The 16516-nt window shown below is 69.2% G+C and carries 15 protein-coding genes; 6 read left to right on the top strand and 9 right to left on the bottom strand.

The genetic code is table 11. From position 1 onward, the window contains the following. Positions 1 to 119 precede the first annotated feature (119 nt). The 3 genes from ACIBEI_RS21675 to ACIBEI_RS21665 all read right to left on the bottom strand — a co-directional run bounded on the left by ACIBEI_RS21675 (position 120) and on the right by ACIBEI_RS21665 (position 2411). A complete protein-coding gene (locus tag ACIBEI_RS21675; protein WP_398891127.1) occupies positions 120 to 491 on the bottom strand; it encodes an SgcJ/EcaC family oxidoreductase in 372 nt (123 codons plus the stop codon). Positions 492 to 552: 61 nt separating this feature from the next. Further along, on the bottom strand, positions 553 to 1266 hold the full coding sequence (locus tag ACIBEI_RS21670) for an SDR family NAD(P)-dependent oxidoreductase (RefSeq protein WP_398891125.1): 714 nt from the start codon (positions 1264 to 1266) through the stop codon (positions 553 to 555). Between the two features lie 221 nt (positions 1267 to 1487). Further along, positions 1488 to 2411, bottom strand: coding sequence for a LysR family transcriptional regulator (locus ACIBEI_RS21665; protein WP_398891123.1), 924 nt, complete (start codon positions 2409 to 2411; stop codon positions 1488 to 1490). 152 nt (positions 2412 to 2563) lie between these two features. On the opposite strand from ACIBEI_RS21665, the gene ACIBEI_RS21660 reads away from it, so the two are divergent. Both ACIBEI_RS21660 and ACIBEI_RS21655 read left to right on the top strand, forming a co-directional pair. Further along, positions 2564 to 2866 carry a muconolactone Delta-isomerase family protein gene (locus ACIBEI_RS21660; RefSeq protein WP_398891121.1) on the top strand — a complete coding sequence of 101 codons (303 nt, stop codon included), beginning with the start codon at positions 2564 to 2566 and terminating at the stop codon, positions 2864 to 2866. Positions 2867 to 3017: 151 nt separating this feature from the next. After that, a complete protein-coding gene (locus tag ACIBEI_RS21655; protein ID WP_398891119.1) occupies positions 3018 to 3242 on the top strand; it encodes a hypothetical protein in 225 nt (74 codons plus the stop codon). Between the two features lie 444 nt (positions 3243 to 3686). Here the strand turns inward: ACIBEI_RS21655 and ACIBEI_RS21650 are convergent, their stop codons facing one another. From ACIBEI_RS21650 to ACIBEI_RS21640, 3 genes are read right to left on the bottom strand one after another with little or no spacing between them, the layout of a single operon-like run. After that, positions 3687 to 4946: an arginine deiminase gene (locus tag ACIBEI_RS21650; RefSeq protein WP_398891116.1), complete on the bottom strand. Its 1260-nt coding sequence runs from the start codon at positions 4944 to 4946 to the stop codon at positions 3687 to 3689. A gap of 58 nt (positions 4947 to 5004) precedes the next feature. Then, a complete protein-coding gene (locus tag ACIBEI_RS21645; protein WP_398891114.1) occupies positions 5005 to 6441 on the bottom strand; it encodes a basic amino acid/polyamine antiporter in 1437 nt (478 codons plus the stop codon). After that, positions 6425 to 6886: a Na+/H+ antiporter NhaC family protein gene (locus ACIBEI_RS21640; protein ID WP_398891410.1), complete on the bottom strand. Its 462-nt coding sequence runs from the start codon at positions 6884 to 6886 to the stop codon at positions 6425 to 6427. Before ACIBEI_RS21640 ends, ACIBEI_RS21645 begins: the two co-directional genes overlap by 17 nt. A 175-nt stretch (positions 6887 to 7061) precedes the next feature. Between ACIBEI_RS21640 and ACIBEI_RS21635 the strand changes: the two genes are divergently transcribed. Next, positions 7062 to 7241: a hypothetical protein gene (locus ACIBEI_RS21635; protein WP_398891112.1), complete on the top strand. Its 180-nt coding sequence runs from the start codon at positions 7062 to 7064 to the stop codon at positions 7239 to 7241. A 1454-nt stretch (positions 7242 to 8695) separates the two neighbouring features. Then, positions 8696 to 9292, top strand: coding sequence for an MBL fold metallo-hydrolase (locus tag ACIBEI_RS21630; protein ID WP_398891110.1), 597 nt, complete (start codon positions 8696 to 8698; stop codon positions 9290 to 9292). A gap of 13 nt (positions 9293 to 9305) precedes the next feature. On the opposite strand, the gene hemC is transcribed toward ACIBEI_RS21630, so the two are convergent. Next, positions 9306 to 10241, bottom strand: coding sequence for a hydroxymethylbilane synthase (hemC, locus tag ACIBEI_RS21625; RefSeq protein ID WP_398891108.1), 936 nt, complete (start codon positions 10239 to 10241; stop codon positions 9306 to 9308). Between the two features lie 137 nt (positions 10242 to 10378). Beyond that, entirely contained in the window at positions 10379 to 11245 is an 867-nt protein-coding gene (locus ACIBEI_RS21620; protein WP_398891106.1) for a GyrI-like domain-containing protein, read from the bottom strand. A 177-nt stretch (positions 11246 to 11422) separates the two neighbouring features. Here ACIBEI_RS21620 and ACIBEI_RS21615 point away from each other — a divergent pair, with 177 nt between their 5' ends. Further along, positions 11423 to 12400 (top strand): ion transporter, encoded by a 978-nt coding sequence (locus ACIBEI_RS21615; RefSeq protein WP_398891104.1) that lies wholly within the window; start codon positions 11423 to 11425, stop codon positions 12398 to 12400. On the opposite strand, the gene ACIBEI_RS21610 is transcribed toward ACIBEI_RS21615, so the two are convergent. Further along, positions 12360 to 12848 carry a carboxymuconolactone decarboxylase family protein gene (locus tag ACIBEI_RS21610; protein ID WP_398891102.1) on the bottom strand — a complete coding sequence of 163 codons (489 nt, stop codon included), beginning with the start codon at positions 12846 to 12848 and terminating at the stop codon, positions 12360 to 12362. The two genes, ACIBEI_RS21615 and ACIBEI_RS21610, sit on opposite strands and share 41 nt — an antisense overlap. A gap of 278 nt (positions 12849 to 13126) precedes the next feature. Between ACIBEI_RS21610 and ACIBEI_RS21605 the strand changes: the two genes are divergently transcribed. Then, positions 13127 to 16336: an alpha-L-rhamnosidase gene (locus tag ACIBEI_RS21605; protein ID WP_398891100.1), complete on the top strand. Its 3210-nt coding sequence runs from the start codon at positions 13127 to 13129 to the stop codon at positions 16334 to 16336. The last annotated feature ends 180 nt before the right edge of the window (positions 16337 to 16516 follow it).

The following is a 16516-nucleotide window of genomic DNA, read 5'->3' as shown; positions in this document are numbered from 1 at the left end:
GTCGCCTGCGAGATGCTCGGCTCGGCGGCCGACGCGGAGGACGTACTGCGTGGGTGTTCCGGACGGTTCCCGACCGTCCGGAACACCCACGACCGCCTCGGTGGACGGCGACGAGGCACCTAGTCGAGGCGCGAGACCTGGTAGTGGCTGATGTACCAGTCGTCCTCCGTCCGCTTCAGCACCACGCCGAGGCTGACGGTGAGCGTGGGCCGGTCCGAGAACGAGAAGTCCACGTTCAGATAGCCCAGTACGAGATCGTCGGCGAGGTGTCTGGTCTCGACGATCCGGTACGCGGCCGTCAGACCCAGGGGCTGGGACTCGTAGTAGTCCGCGATGCCCTGGCGGCCCACGCTGTAGGGGTGCAGACCCTGGAAGATCGCGTCCTCGGTGAACAGGGAGGCGACCTTCTGCGGTTCGTGGCTGTCGAGGGCGGCCTTCCATTGGTCGAGGACGCCGCGCAGGACCGACGCGGTGTCTGTGGTGCTGTTCATCGGGTTCTCCTCGCAGGTGGGACTGATGGCACTGATGGGGCCGGCAGGCCCGATGGGACCGTCAGTGACCCGCGCTCATCCCACCGTCGACGTGGAGGATCTCGCCGGTGACGAACGGCGCGTTCTCCAGGTAGATCACGGCGTCGACGATGTCGCTCTGCTCGCCCATCCGCCCGACCGGGTGCAGGGCGGCGAGGGCCGCGTGGGTCTCCTCGGGGTGCATGGGGGTCTTGATGGTGCCCGGGGCGACGGCGTTGGTGCGGATGCCGCGGGTGGCGTACTCGATGGCGAGGGACTTGGTGGCGGACTGCAGGCCGCCCTTGGTCAGCGAGGCCAGCACGGAGGGCACGTTGGCGTCGGCGTTGTCGACCAGGCTGGTGGTGATGTTGACGATGTGGCCGCCGCCCTGGGCGAGCATGCGCTCCACGGCCAGCTGGGTGATGCGGAAGAAGCCGGTGACGTTGACGCCCGTCGCGGTGGCGTAGTCGTCCTGGGTGTAGTCCGTGAAGGGCTTGGCGACGAAGACGCCCGCGTTGTTGACCAGGGTGTCGATGCGGCCGAACCTCTCCACGCCGGCGGCGATGACGCGCTCGGCGGTCGCGGGGTCGGCGATGTCGCCCTGGACGGTCAGGATGTCCGCGTCGTCGGCGGGGGCGATGGTGCGTGAGGTGGCGACGACGGCGTAGCCGAGCTTGCGGTAGGCGTCGACCAGTCCGGCGCCGATGCCCTGTGACGCCCCGGTGATGACGGCGACCTTCTGGTGCTGGGTGCTCATGATGACCTTCTCCGGTATGGGTGCTGGTTCCACGACCGATTTCCTACTAGCCAACCGGTCGACTATTTGGAAGGTAGGCGGCCTCAGGAGGAGAAGTCAAAGGTCAGAGGGGTGACGGCCAGGACCGGCTTCCTCCCAGCTGGTAGGCCTGGGCTTCCAGCGCAGGTCGGCGGGATGACGTGCGGGAAGAGGCCTCGTGTCGGCCTTGGCGTCGGTGTCGGCTAGAGCTTGTGCGGGTCGCCGTTGGGCAGCCAGGCGGCCGGGCCGTGGATGCCGAGGTCGCCGACTCCGTCGCAGAGGGCGTCGACGACGGCGAGTACGGCGGTACGGACCTCGCCGGCTCGCCACACCAGGGACCAGGTCCAGTAGATCTCCGGCGCGACGACCGGGCGTTGGACGAGGTCGGGCGGCAGCGGGGTGGTCTGCCCCTTGGGGGAGTTGATGACCGGGCGGCCGCCGCGTCGTACGTGGTCGAAGAAGGCGGGGCCGGTGATGCCGCCGTCGAGGATGGGTACCGCGTCGGCCCCGGTGTCCCGCGCCAGCTGCTCGGCGTAGGTGTTCCAGGAGGACCACGAGGTGGTGTCGTCGTCGAGGAGGACGACGGTGTCCTCGGCGGCCACCTCGCCGGTGTCGTCGCCTGCCGCGACGGCGTAGAGCCGGTCGGCGCCGATGAGCCGGGCCTCCAGGCCGTGCCGCTCCAGATCCTCGGACCGCACCCAGCACACGGCGAGATCCAGACTGCCGTCGGCGACCCGGGCGGCCTGGGTGTGGGAGGGCGCGATCCACGCGTCGATGTGCAGCTGGGCCACGGCGGAGGTGCGGGCGGTCAGGTCTGCAGGCAGCCAGTTGACGTAACCGAGCCGTACGGGATCCGATCCGGAGAGGCGGCGGGCGCGGTGCTGGAGGTCGTCGGCCCGTTCCAGCAGCGCGCGGGTGTGGGGGAGCAGGGCCGAACCGGCCGGAGTGAGCGACACCGAACGGCGGTCACGGTCGAAGAGGCGCACCCCGAGATCGCGCTCGAGCGCCTTGATCTGCTGGGACAGGGACGGGCCGGCGATGAGCAGCCGCTCGGCGGCCCGGCCGAAGTTCAGCTCCTCGGCCACCGCCACGAAGTACCGCAGTTGGCGCAACTCCACGCCCGCCATCCTACGTCCGGTAGGAGGCTGTACCTATCAGCAGCGAGGAAGCCGGTCGTGGCGTCGGGCCTGGTGGCGGGCGGACGATGACGACCACAGGACGCGATCACCGTCGCGCCGATCCGGTTCCCGCCGGACACCCCATCGAGCGGAGCAGGACCATGCGAGAGTTCCTGGTCGAGATCACGACCACTGTCCCCGAGGGAACCAGCCAGGACGAGGTCGACCGGCGGCGCGCTGCCGAAGCCGTCCGCGCCCGGGAACTCGCCGTCACCGGGAACCTGGCGCGGCTGTGGCGCCCGGTCGGCGAACTGCGCAGCATCGGCATCTGGCGGGCCTCCGACGAGGAGGAACTCCACGCGAAGGTGCTCGGCACGCTGCCGCTCGGCCCGTGGATGACGTTCACCGTCACCGCACTCCATCCCCACCCCAACGACCCGGGCGGCACCGACGCCACGCCGTGACGGCTCACCCGCGATACGACGCCCCTTCGCGCCGTGGCCACCGTGCACGCGCCTACGTAGGAATCGGGGTTCCAGTAGGAACGGAACCGGAAACCGGCATAGCTGTCAGAACTTTCGACGGGGCGTGAGCGGGGCTGTCCGGGTGGGACCGGTGAGCGACGCCCCGACCGACGATCGGCTCTCCGAGATGTTCCGCCTCGTACGCGGCATCGGGCACATCCTTGACGTGCTCGACGTCCTGCACCGCGACCAGGTGGCGCTGCGCATCGACGACGGCGCGCTCTCCGGCATGGACCTCACCGCACGCCACCCGCGCACCGGTGAGTTGCTGTCCACCGTGAAGTTCATGGTGCAGACCCTCGCCGCCGCCAGCTAACTCCAGCGCGACCTACAGCGGGAGCTGACGTACGACGGACTGCGGACCGCCGAGGCCAAGGGCAACAAGGACGGACGCCGCCCTGCCCTAGCGGGCGAGACGATCGCCGACGTGCGCACCGCCTACCTGGAGGCAGGCCGCCCTACCGGCAGGGCTGGAACGAGGCGATCTACGTGCGCATGCCGTTCGGGCCGGCGCCGCACGACCGCCACTGGCACTACTGCCACCGCCTGCACGACTTCGGGCGGGCGGAGATGGGAGACAGGGGGTGGAAGGTCCGCCCGCCCGCACCGATAGAACCCCACGTGGGCGGCGCCTCGCGGTCGAGCAGCCATGGCGCACGGTGATGGCACGGCCAGGTTCGCAGCGGGTGAGGAACTGCCGTAGGCCGTGCGCTGACCAGTGGATGCGGCGTGGGGCTGATGGGCGATCAGCACTGAGGGGTCAGAAGGTGACGGGTTCGCGGATCAGGGGGCAGGTCATGCAGTGGCCGCCGCCGCGGCCGCGGCCGAGCTCGGCGCCGACAATCTCGATCACCTCGACGCCCGCCTTGCGGAGCAGGGCGTTGGTCTGCGTGTTCCGGTCGTAGGTGAACACGACGCCGGGTTCGAGGGCGACGGCATTGTTGCCGCTGTCCCACTGCTGGCGTTCGGAGGCGTACACGTCGCCGCCCGTCTCGATCACCCGCAGCTTCGGCAGGCCGAGCGCGCCGGCGACGACGTCGGTGAACGCGGCGGAGCCCTCGTCGGTGATGTCGACGGGGACGGTGCCACTGCCGGGGCGCAGGGAGAAGGTGTGGACGGCGTCCAAGATGCGCGGGTAGAGGGTGACGATGTCGCGGTCGGCGAAGGTGAAGACGGTGTCCAGGTGCATGGCAGCGCGGAGTTTGGGCATGCCGGCGACGACGACGTGTTCGGCGGCGCCCTGTTCGAACAGGGCGGCGGCGACCTGGGTGATGGCCTGGCGGGAGGTGCGTTCACTCATGCCCATGAGGACGACGCCGTTACCCACGGGCATGATGTCGCCGCCCTCGAAGGTGGCCTGCCCCCAGTTCTGTTCAGGGTCGCCCCACCACACGGTGGCGTCCTTGAAGTCGGGGTGGAAGGTGTAGACGGCCTTCATCAGCAGGGTCTCGTCGTGGCGGGCGGGCCAGTAGAGGGGGTTGAGGGTGAGGCCGCCGTAGAGCCAGCAGGTGGTGTCGCGGGTATAGAGCGTGTTGGGCAGTGGCGGCATCAGGTACTCGCGGATGCCGGTCGACTCACGGGCCAGAGCGACGTAGCCGGGACGGAACTCGTCCGGAAGGTCGGCGGTGGCCAGGCCTCCGATGAGGAACTGGGCAAGTGCACGGGGTTCAAGTGTTTCCAGGAACGCTCGCGTGGAGTCGATCAGTCCCAGACCCGCCTCGTTGGCCACGATCTTGCGGTCGAGCAGCCACTCCCTCGCCCCCGGCACCGTCATGGTCTGCGCAAGGAGGTCATGCAACTCGACGACCTCAACCCCGCGGGAGGTGAGCTTGTTGACGAAGTCGGCGTGGTCGCGCTGGGCGTTCTCCACCCACATCACGTCGTCGAAGAGCAGGTCGTCGGCATTGGTCGGAGTGAGCCTGCGGTGCGCCAGTCCCGGTGCGCACACCAGCACCTTGTGGAGTCTGCCGACCTCCGAGTAGACCCCCAGCGGGCTGGCAGTCGTACTGTCACTGGTCATGTGTTTCCCTTTCCGGTGATGGCGAGGGGTCGCAGATACGTGGTGCGAGGTTGCCGATTCAGAGCCTGATCCAGCCGGCGGCCAGAGCGATCACGCCCATGGCGCCACCGGCGATCGATACGGCGCAGATGGCCAGTTCGCCGAGCGAGAACAGGCGTCGCCCCTGTTCGCGTCGGGCCATGACGAACAGGATGGTGGCCGGGGCGTAGACGATGAACGAGAGGAGGACGAACCTGAGCCCGGCCGCGTACAGCAGAAACGCCGTGTAGAGGGTGGCGAGGAGAGCGACGATGAGAGTCCTCGCGGAGCTTTCTCCTTGGGCGAGGGGGTCGGGCACGAGCGAGATCTTCAGTGCGAACGCGGCGGCGAGCAGGAACGGGATGAGGGTCAATGCGCTGGTCAGGTCGAGCGCGAAGTTGAACGCGTCGTCGGAGAACATCGTGATGATCAGCACCAGCTGAACGAGTACGGTGCTCATGACCAGAGCAGGCACGGGGACGTCGTCCGGGGTGGCACGACGCAGGAAGCGGGGCATGTCGTCGTCCTTCGCGGCGACGTACAGCACCTCGGCGGCCATCAGGGTCCAGGCCAAATAGGCGCCGAGGACCGAGATGATCAGGCCGACGCTGACGAACACCTTGCCCCAAGTGCCGACCGCAGCCTCCAGGACGCCTGCCATGGAGGGCTGCCGGAGCTCGGCGATCTCGCCCATCGGCATGATGCCGTACGACACGATCGTGACCGAGGCGAAGATCGCGAAGACGCTCAGGAACCCCAGGACGGTGGCCCGCCCCACGTCCTCGCGGCGCTTCGCGTGCCGCGAGTAGACGCTGGCACCCTCGACACCGAGGAAGACGAAGACCGTGACCAGCATCGTGCCCCGAATCTGTGCGAACAGGGAACCGGCGTAGTCCGCGCCGCCCCAGTTGTCCGCGAACACATCGGTGTCAAGGTAGAAGAGCGCGAGGACGATGAACACCAGGATCGGCACGAGCTTGGCCACGGTGACGATCCGGTTGATGGCCGCGGCCTCCTTGACCCCCCGCTTGATCAGCAGGAAGAACGCCCACAGCCCGATCGAGGACAGGACGACCGCGAGGAAGGAGTCCCCGTCCCCGAGCGCGGGCCAGATGGCGCCGATCGTCGACATGATCAGCACCCAGTACGTCACATTGCCGACGCAGGCACTCGCCCAATAGCCGAAGGCCGAAAAGAAGCCGAGGTACTCACCGAAGCCGGCCTTCGCGTACGCGTACACACCGGCGTCCAAGTCCGGACGGCGCACCGCGAGCGACTGGAAAACGAACGCCAGCATCAGCATGCCCGCACCCGCGATCGCCCACGCGATCAACGCCCCCGCGACACCGGTCTCCTGCGCGAAGCGGCTCGGCAGCGAGAACACTCCTGCCCCGACCATCGAGCCGACCACCATCGCCGACAACGTCATTAGCGACAGCTTGACCGCGGGGGACTTCACTTCAACGCTTGCGGACATACGTCACGGCCCTTCGTGGCACGGCTGTACGGCGGACGGATGCGGAGTCAGATGGAAGGGGTGGACTGGTCCGCGCCGGTGCCGGGTTCTGCACGAGTGGCGAGGTGACGGTTCCGCTGTCGGCCGCGAGCCGGGACAGGTTGGTGGGCGCGAGTCCTCGCTCGGCGAACTCCATCCGGAAGACTTTCGACGGCAGGACGAGTGCGATGTACTGGTCACCGGCGACTGTGTTCAGACCGAAGGCGCGGACGAAGTCCGTCACATACAGGCGGCCGGTGCTCTTCGCCGAACGGACCATCGGGTCGATCAGGCGTCCGATCAGGCCGAACTCCTCCAGAAGGGCGCCGAAGGTCACAGCGCCGACGATCAGCCACAGAATCAGCAGCATGCTGTCCATGACGCCACGGGACAGCAGTTGGTCCATCTCGCCGATGCCGGAGTCGATGGAGAAGCCGTTGGCCTTGGCACTCCAGACGCCTTTGAGCGACTCGATGACGGCGTTGCCGGAGCCGGAGATGAAATCTCAGCTCGGTGACAGAACCTGGATGCCGTAGTACACCAGGGTCGGAATGGTTCCGGACTGGGTCCATACCCCGATGAGCGCCCCCACGGCCAGGAGGATGAACACCGCACTGGTGATGGACGCCAGTGCTCCCTGGCCGACCTTCTGCACCGCCTGCCATCGGCACCCCATGCGGCATGGCGACCAGCGCGACGGACATCGCGCACAGGACCAGCGCGACCTGCAGCGGCCCGTCGAGGGCATCCAGGCCGAACAGCAGCAGCGCACCGGCGACTAGCACGACGAGGACGCCCATCGGCAGCGCGTCCGTCAGCGACGGCTCACGCGCCACGGGATCCGCTTCAGGCTTCATGTCTTCCGGCATCCGACCCCTCGCTCATGCTCAGAGGGCCCGAGAAGCAGCACCCTCCCATAGGGGTGGAATGTACCTTTCGTGGCTTCCTGGGGTTTGCTGTCGCGCTTGTGTCCCCGGATAAAGGGACGAATACGGGTCAGTGGCCGCGGGTGCGCTGGGCGGCATCGCGCGGCCCGGCCCACGTATACCGGGAGGTGCTGCGACAGCCGCGCGAGCTCGCGTCCCGCGTGTACGTCGACGGCGAGCGCCGGCGCCAGGGCGCCGTCCCGACTGAGCTCGGCCGGGCCGGCGTCGACGCGCCCCTGGGCGAAGCCGAGCAGCCCCCGGTAGACGGCTGATCCGGGCGGCAGCGGCCCCAGCGCGGCGGTGACATACAGCGGTGACGTGGTGCCCCAGTGACGTGGTGCCCCGGCGGCGGGAGGCGAACTGGCCGAACGGCCCGACCATGCCGACCGCGACGCCGGTGGCAGTGACCCGGCCCAGCCCATCTGCTCCGTCAAACTACCGAACGCGGCCCAGCCGATCGCCCCGTTCACCGCAACGAGAGCGACGATCCGGCGCGGGCACTGCAGCAGCAGAGCCCTCATCCGGTCCAGCCACGCCTCACCCGCAGCATCCGACGCAGAGAGCCCAACTGACGCAGTGCCTGCCGGGCCGCCGATCGGGACCGGCACTGTGGGACCGGCCGCCCGGCGTGCCCGAGTTCTGCGCAGACCGAAGAGCGGGGCCTGCCGATCGAACCGCATCCGGTCCTCCGCACCAACAAGGCCATGCAACCCGGCATAGTGACCAGATCGCCCACGCCGTGGAGAGGGGACTGTTGGCGCTGGAGCGGCTGACCAAGGCAGCGGCACGCAAGCTCGTCACCGCGCTGGTCGGTCCCTGAAGCTGTCCGAAAGGGCCGGGGTGAGGCTTGCCAGACCGGCACGGGGACGATGCATGACCGGCCGGTCCCGCAGCCTCGATGGCCGAGCAGGCCATCGAGGCTGACGGCCGTCCAGCGTCATGCGAAGGGCGTTGGGGGGTGAAGGCCGCCGCACCACGCTGGTCCATCGGATGGGGCCACGGGCAGGCGCCTGCCCCATGACGGCCCACTCCCGGTCCACCCGGCCGTACGACACGCCCCGGCCCTGGGGCCTGGCCGCTCCCGCAAACCGGGAGAAGCGGCGGCGTCGGGCTGCGCCCTGCTGTGCCCGGCATCGTCGTACGGCGATGGGGCGATGCCGGAAATCTCGGCAGCCGCACGTTCCCTCAGCAGCTCGGGTCACGGACTGTCAAAACTTCTGACAGTAACGCCGACTCCCTGCTCCGTTCCTACGCGAACCCCGAACCCCGAACCCTGGAACCAGCAGCCATACGGCGTGCGTTGGGACTCCATGCGGATCACGAAGTACACCCATGCATGTGTGCGGCTCGAACAGGACGGCCGGGTGCTGGTCATCGATCCCGGGATATGGAGCGAACCGGCGGCCCTGGACGGCGCGGATGCCGTGCTGGTGACGCACGAGCACGCCGATCACATCGATGTCCTTCGTCTGGCCGGGCTCGGCGTGCCGGTGTACGCCCCGGCCGACGCGGACATTCCACGGCTGGGGACCATCGGGGTGTCCTCCGGCACCGAGTTCACCGCCGCCGACTTCCGCGTACGAGCCGTCGGCGGGCGTCACGCGTTCATCTACGACGGCGAACCGGACTGCGCGAACCTCGGCTACATCGTCGAGGAGGCCGTCTACCATCCCGGTGACTCGCTCCACGTCCCTGAGCAGCCGGTCGAGACGCTCCTGGTCCCGGCCCAGGGATCGTGGATGAAGATGGCGGAGGCCATCAGCTTCATCAAGGCGATCGAACCGCGGCGGGCGTTCCCGATACACGACGCCCAGATCAACGATCGCGGCCTCGGCAGCGTGAACGGCTGGCTCGCCGAGTCGACCGACAGCGGCTACCGCTATCTGGCGCCCGGCGAGTCGCTCTGATCGCTCCGAACCGTCAGTGGGCGATGCCGTCGATCAGATCCCGGGCGCCCTGGCGCAGCAGGGCGACGGCGACGGAGGTGCCGAGGGTGGCCGGGTCGAGAGGGCCGGCCCACTCGTGGGCGTTGAGCTGGGTCTTGCCGTCCGGGGTGAACACGCAGGCGCGAAGGGAGAGTTCCCCGTTCCGTGCGGCTGTGGCGTAGCCGGCGATCGGGGAGTTGCAGTGGCCCTGGAGGACGTGGAGGAACATGCGCTCCGCGGTGGCCTCGCGGTGGGTGTCGGGGTCGCCGAGCGCGCTGACGGTGTCGATGACCGTCGTGTCGCCCTCGCGGCACTGCAGGGCGAGGATGCCCGCGCCGATCGGCGGCATCATCGTCTCGGGGGAGAGGATCTCGCTGATCACATCGGTGCGGTCGATGCGCTCCAGACCGGAGACCGCGAGCAGCAGCGCGTCCGCCTCGCCGGCCGCGAGCTTGGCCAGCCGCCGGTTGGCGTTGCCGCGGAACGGCACGCACTGAAGATGCGGGTGAGAAGCGGCCAACTGGGCGATGCGGCGCACCGAGGAGGTGCCGATCCGGGTTCCTTCCGGGAGCTCGTCGAGGGTGAGACCGTCGGGGTGGATGAGGGCGTCGCGGATGTCGTCCCGCTTGAGGAACGCGGCGAACATGGTGCCTGCCGGCAGCGGCCGGTCGGCGGGCACGTCCTTGACGCAGTGCACCGCCAGATCCGCCTCGCCGGCCAGGAGCGCGGCGTCGACCTCCTTGGTGAACGCCCCCTTGCCCTCGACCTGGGCGAGATCGCCCATCCACTTGTCACCGGTCGTCTTCACGGGTACCACTTCGGTGCGCAAGTGCGGGTAGAGCGCGGCGAGTTCGCCTTGGACGCGCTTCACCTGGGCCAGCGCCATGGGCGAGTCGCGGGAGACGATACGGATCAGTTCAGGGACGGACATGCCGACACGATAGACCCTTGGAGCCGCCGTTCCGGCATCCGCCGGAACGTGCGTACGGCATCGCACTCGCCGCCTGCGGAAACACCCCGCGCGCCGGCGCGCGGCCCGGCCCCCCGTCCCGGACCGCGCGCCGGCTCTCAGACCGCGGTCCGCTCCACGGGGATCCACAGCTCCGCGTCAGCGTGCGTGGCATCCTCCGACAATCGGGTCCGCAGGATCTCGGGCCCGGGCCGGCTCTGGTACGGATTGGACGGGAACCACTGGGTGAACACGTCCCGCCACAGGTACTGGAGCGCCTGCGGGAACGGCCCGGAGTTCTCGAACACGGCCCAGGTTCCGGCCTGGACGGTGAGCGCGTCCATGTCCTCGGGCACGGCGGCGTGCGTCACCACGCCGTGGTAGTAGTCGAGTTCGGTTCCCTCGGCGCGGCTGTCGTCCAGATTGTCGCTCGCCGAGATGATGCCCTCCGGCTGCTGGTCGGACAGCTGCTCGATGCGCTGGATCGTCTCCTTGCCGATGCCCCGGATGAAGTCGGCGATCGCCGGGTTCATCCCCTCGTGCACGAGGGGGACACGCGCCTTCTTGCCCACCACCCGGAATTCCTCCTTCTCCACGACCTTGTATCGCATGCTGCTGCTCCCTTCGATGACGAGTCGGAAGGACATCCGTGGCTGGGACTGCAGACTCGCACCGACCCGCCTGGCTTCGCCGGGACCGATGCCGTGCATCGTGCGGAACGCACGTGCGAACGCCTCCCCCGAGGTGTAGCCGTAGCGCACCGCGATCTCCAGGAGTGTCCGTTCGCCGGCCAGCACCTCGGCACCCGCGATCGTCAGGCGTCTGCGCCGGATGTACTCCGACAGCGGGATCCCCGCCAGCGCCGAGAACAGCCGCCGGAAGTGGTACTCCGACGTCACCGCGATCCGCGCCAGTTCGGACACCTCGATGCGCTGATCGAGGTGGCACTCGATGTGCTCCATGGCCTGGTTGAGCCGCTCCAGCACCCCGGTCTCCTTCCCTTTCGATCACCAACGTTAGGAACGACCCACCCTGCCGGACCCGACATCCTGTGCCCGGTTCGGTCGGGCACGACGGGGCTTCTAAGATCCACTTCTGCGAGGCCACGCGGATGACGTGGTGGCGGAGGATGACGCCTTGAGAACAGGGAACCGGGAAGCGCGATGACGGACGACACAACCACGGGCTTAACCACGCGTCAGGCCCTGGCCCAACGCTGCCGTGCCCTCACCGAGGCCCGCTGGTTCGCCATCCTCGTGTTCGGGCTGATCCTTGCCAACGCGGTCGTGCTCGGCGTCGAGACGTACGCGGGTGTCGTCCACCGTTGGCAGGAGGTGCTCAAGTTCGTCGAGCACAGCTTCCTGGTGGCCTTCACGGTCGAGATACTCCTGCGGGTCTGTGCGCACGCCGACCGTCCGCGGGACTTCTTCCGCGACCCGTGGAACCTTTTCGACCTGGCCGTCGTGGTTTCCGTGTTCCTGCCCGTAGTCCGGGAGAACGGCACCATCCTGCGGCTGCTGCGCCTCGCCAGAGTCCTGCGCACGGCCCGGTTCCTGCCCCAACTGCGCGTCTTCCTGGTCGCCGTCGGCCGCAGCCTGCCCGGCACCTTCAGCTTCCTGCTCATCGGCGCGCTGCTGCTGTACGTCTACGCGATGGTGGGCTGGGTCTTCTTCGCCGACAACGACCCCGGACACTTCGGCTCCCTCGGCCGCGCCGTGCTCACCCTCTTCCTCCTGATGACCCTGGACGGCCTCGGTGACGCGGTCCGCGCCGGTCTGGAGATCTCCCGCTGGAGCATCGTCTACTACGCCTCCTACGTCCTGCTCGCCTCCTTCGTTCTCGTCAACGTCCTCATCGGAGTCGTCATCAGCTCGCTGGACGAGGCCCGCGAACTGGAGCGGGAGCAGGAGCTGTTGGAGGAGGAGGCGCGCAGGCCGGCGGGGCCGTCGCCCGCCGTGACGGGGGAGGAGGCCGGACGTGAACTGCGCGAGCGGATCATGGACGCGCGCCGGGCTCTGGACGACCTCGAATCGAGCCTGCGACGGTTCCCCGGGCCCGCGCCCGGCGGAGTCGACGCAGGCCCCGACCAGCGCGTACCCGTCACCGCTGAGGGAGCCCGCGCACCGGATGCTTGCTCATGATCGAGACCCGGTTGAAGGCGTTGATGGTGAGGGCCACCCAGATCACGGCGGATATCTCGTCCTCGGTCAGGACCTGACGGGCACCCTCGTAGGCGTCCTCCTGGGCGGTCGCGTTCGCGATGTCGGTGGTCGCCTCCGCCAGGGCGAGCGCGGCCCGTTCCCGTGGCGCGAACAGTTCGGTGTCACGCCAAGCGGGCAGTACGCCCAGGCGTTGTGTGGTCTCGCCTGCGCGCAGGGCGGCCTTGGTGTGCACATTGAGGCAGAAGGCGCAGCCGTTGATCTGGGACACGCGGAGGTTGATCAGCTCCACGAGGATGCGGTCAAGCCCCGCGTCGGCGGCGGTCGTACGGACGGCTTCGGAGGCCTGGACCAGTGCGTGATAGGCCTTGGGGCTCTGCTTGTCGATGAAGACCCGCCTGCCCGCGGTGCCCGTCGTCGTGTCGCTCAAGCTGGACTCCTTCGGAGGGCCGTACCCGGCCCTGATCGTTCCGTCGCGTACGCGTCGTCATCATCGTCCCAGGCTGTGTGCGACCCCTAGTTCCTGGGGATTGAAACCGTTCAATCATCTCTAGCCGTGGATGCTGCGCACCGGGCCGAAGACGCACCCTAATCCGACTGTCCGTCAAGAAATCCCTGCACACTCATTGACCCTTGTCTCGCACGCACCTACCTTCACCTACGTCCAACGCCGTGAATCGATTCATCATTCTGCGTTAGGGGCCCACAGTGATAAGTAGGAGGAACATCCTGGCGAGCGCGGCGGCCACGGTGGCAGGTGTGGCCGCCGGAGCCGGGCCGGCCGTCGCCGCTCCGGCGTCCGCGTCCGCTCGGGCGTCCGTGCAACGCGGCGCCCTGCGCGTCACCGCGCCGACCGTCGAGTACGTTCAGCACCCCCTGGGCCTCGACGCACAACACCCCCGCTTGAGCTGGCCGATGGCCTCGGAGAAGCCGGGTGCGCGACAGAGCGCCTATCAGGTCCGCGTCGCCACCAGCGAGTCACGCCTGTCCCGCCCGGATGTCTGGGACAGCGGGAAGGTCGTCTCCGACGATTCGTCCCTCGTCCCGTACGCGGGCCCTCAACTCAAGCCGCGGACACGCTACTTCTGGTCGGTCCGGGTGTGGGACGGCGACGGCGAGGCATCCGGCTGGAGCGCACCCTCCTGGTGGGAGACAGGCCTCATGGGCGCCGCGCGGTGGTCCGCGGACTGGATCTCCGCTCCCGCGGCCCTCACTGACGCGCCGTCGCTCGAAGGCGCTGACTGGATCTGGTTCCCCGAAGGCGAACCGGCCAACAGCGCCCCGGCGGCCACCCGTTGGTTCCGTCGCGCCCTCGACCTCCCGGCCGGAGTCACGGCGGCGACCCTGGCCATCACCGCCGACAACGTGTACGCCGTCTCCGTGAACGGCACCGAGGTGGCCCGCACCGACCTGGAGACGGATCACGAGGGCTGGCGCCGGCCGGCCGTCGTCGACGTACTCGCCCAGGTGCGTTCCGGCGGGAACGTCCTCGCGGTCTCGGCGGCCAACGCCACCGTGGGACCCGCCGGTCTGGTCGCCGTCCTGACCGTCCGGACGCCCGCCGGCGAACAGAGGATCGTCACCGACACCTCCTGGAAGTCGACGGACAAGGAGCCTGCCGACGACTGGCGCGACGCCGGCTTCGACGACAGCGGCTGGCCGGCGGCGAAGAAGGCGGCCGCCTGGGGAGCCGGGCCGTGGGGCAGGGTCGTTCCGGTCGTCTACGCCGCCAACCAACTGCGGCACGAGTTCCGGCTGCCGCGCAAGAAGGTGTCACGCGCACGCCTGTACGCCACGGCCCTCGGCCTGTACGAGGCGCACCTCAACGGCCGCCGCGTGGGCCGCGATGAACTCGCCCCCGGCTGGACCGACTACCGCGAACGCGTCCAGTACCAGACGTACGACGTCACCACCCTCGTGCGGCAGGGCGCAAACGCCATCGGCGCCTACGTGGCACCGGGCTGGTACGCGGGCAATGTCGGCATGTTCGGGCCCCACCAGTACGGTGAACGCCCGGCGCTGCTGGCGCAGTTGGAGGTCGAGTACGCCGACGGTACGAGCGAGCGCATCACCTCGGGCACTCAATGGCGGGCCGCTCCCGGGCCGATCGCCTCCGCCGACCTGCTGGGAGGCGAGACCTACGACGCGCGCAAGGAGACCGCCGGCTGGACCTCGCCCGGCTTCGACGACCGGGCGTGGCTCACCGTGCGCGCCGCGGGAGAGGCCGCTCCCGACCTGATCGTCGCTCAGGCGGACGGCGCGGTCCGCGTGGCCAGGGAACTCCCGGTCAAGAAGGTGACGGAACCCAAGCCGGGGGTCTTCGTCTTCGACCTGGGCCAGAACATGGTCGGCTCGGTCCGGCTGCGCGTCGCGGGCCCCGCGGGAACCACCGTGCGCCTGAGACACGCCGAGGTCCTCAACCCGGACGGCACCCTCTACACCGCGAACCTGCGCACCGCCGCGGCCACCGACACGTACATCCTGAAAGGCCGTGGCGAGGAGACGTACGAGCCGCGCTTCACCTTCCACGGGTTCCGCTATGTGGAGGTGACCGGGTTCCCGGGCACTCCTTCGGCGAAGGCCATGACCGGCCGCGTCATGCACACGGCCGCGCCCTTCACCTTCGAGTTCGAGACGAACGTCCCGATGCTCAACAAGCTGCACAGCAACATCACTTGGGGGCAGCGCGGCAATTTCCTCTCCATCCCGACGGACACGCCCGCGCGCGACGAACGCCTGGGATGGACGGGTGACATCAACGTGTTCGCGCCGACGGCCGCGTACACCATGGAATCGGCCCGCTTCCTCACCAAGTGGCTCGTGGACCTGCGTGACGCACAGACCGCCGAGGGTGCCTTCACCGATGTGGCGCCCATGGTCGGGACGGTCGGCAACGGCGTCGCAGGATGGGGCGACGCGGGTGTCACGGTCCCCTGGTCCCTGTACCAGGCGTACGGCGACCGGCAGGTGCTGGAGGACGCCTGGCCGTCCATCCAGGCCTGGTTGAAGTACCTGGAGAAGAACAGCACCGGCCTGCTGCGGCCGGCCAGCGGGTACGGCGACTGGCTCAACGTCTCCGACGAGACGCCGAAGGACGTCATCGCCACCGCGTACTTCGCGCAAAGCGCCGACCTCGCGGCCCGGACGGCCGAGGAACTCGGCAAGGACCCCGCCCCCTACCGCGACCTCTTCGAGCGCATCCGCAAAGCGTTCCAGGACGCCTACGTCACCGCCGACGGCAGGGTGAAGGGCGACACGCAGACGGCGTACGTCCTCTCCCTGTCGATGAACCTGCTGCCGGACGCCCTGCGGAAAGCGGCGGCCGACCGGCTCGTCGCGCTGATCGAGGCCAAGGACTGGCACCTGTCGACCGGCTTCCTCGGTACGCCCCGGCTGCTGCCCGTCCTCACCGAGTCCGGGCACACCGATGTCGCCTACCGGCTGCTCCAGCAGCGTTCCTTCCCCAGCTGGGGCTACCAGATCGACAAGGGCGCCACCACGATGTGGGAACGCTGGGACTCCATCGAGCCCGACGGCGACTTCCAGACACCGGACATGAACTCTTTCAACCACTACGCGTACGGCTCGGTGGGGGAGTGGATGTACACGAACATCGCCGGCATCTCGGCGGGCCGGCCGGGCTACCGGGAGATCGTCATCCGTCCCCGTCCGGGCGGTGATGTCACCTCCGCACGAGCCACGTTCACCTCGGTCCACGGTCCGATCTCGACGCGGTGGCAACAGCGGTCCGGCGGCTTCGTCCTGGCGTGCACCGTGCCCGCCAACACGACCGCCGAGGTGTGGATCCCCGCCGACGGTCCGGACGCGGTCACCCACACCCGCGCGACGTTCCTGCGCGCGGAGGAGGGCTGCGTGGTGTACCGGGCAGGCTCTGGCAGCCACCGCTTCACCGCGTAACTCGGGTCCTGCCCGGGAAGGTTGAACACGTCGGGGGGGGGGGGGGGGGGGGGGGGGGGGGGGGGGGGGCCCGGGGGCGGGGCGGGGCGGGCGGGGGGGGGCGGGCGCGGGGGGGGGGGGGGGGGGGGGGGGGCGGGGGGGGGGGGGGGCGGGGGGGGCCGGCCGCCCCGGGGCCCGGCG

Source organism: Streptomyces sp. NPDC050988, from assembly GCF_044456225.1.
In the GTDB taxonomy this organism is placed as follows: domain Bacteria; phylum Actinomycetota; class Actinomycetes; order Streptomycetales; family Streptomycetaceae; genus Streptomyces.
The sequence above is the reverse complement of the archived record's forward strand: the minus strand, read 5'-3'. Positions and strand labels throughout refer to the sequence as shown.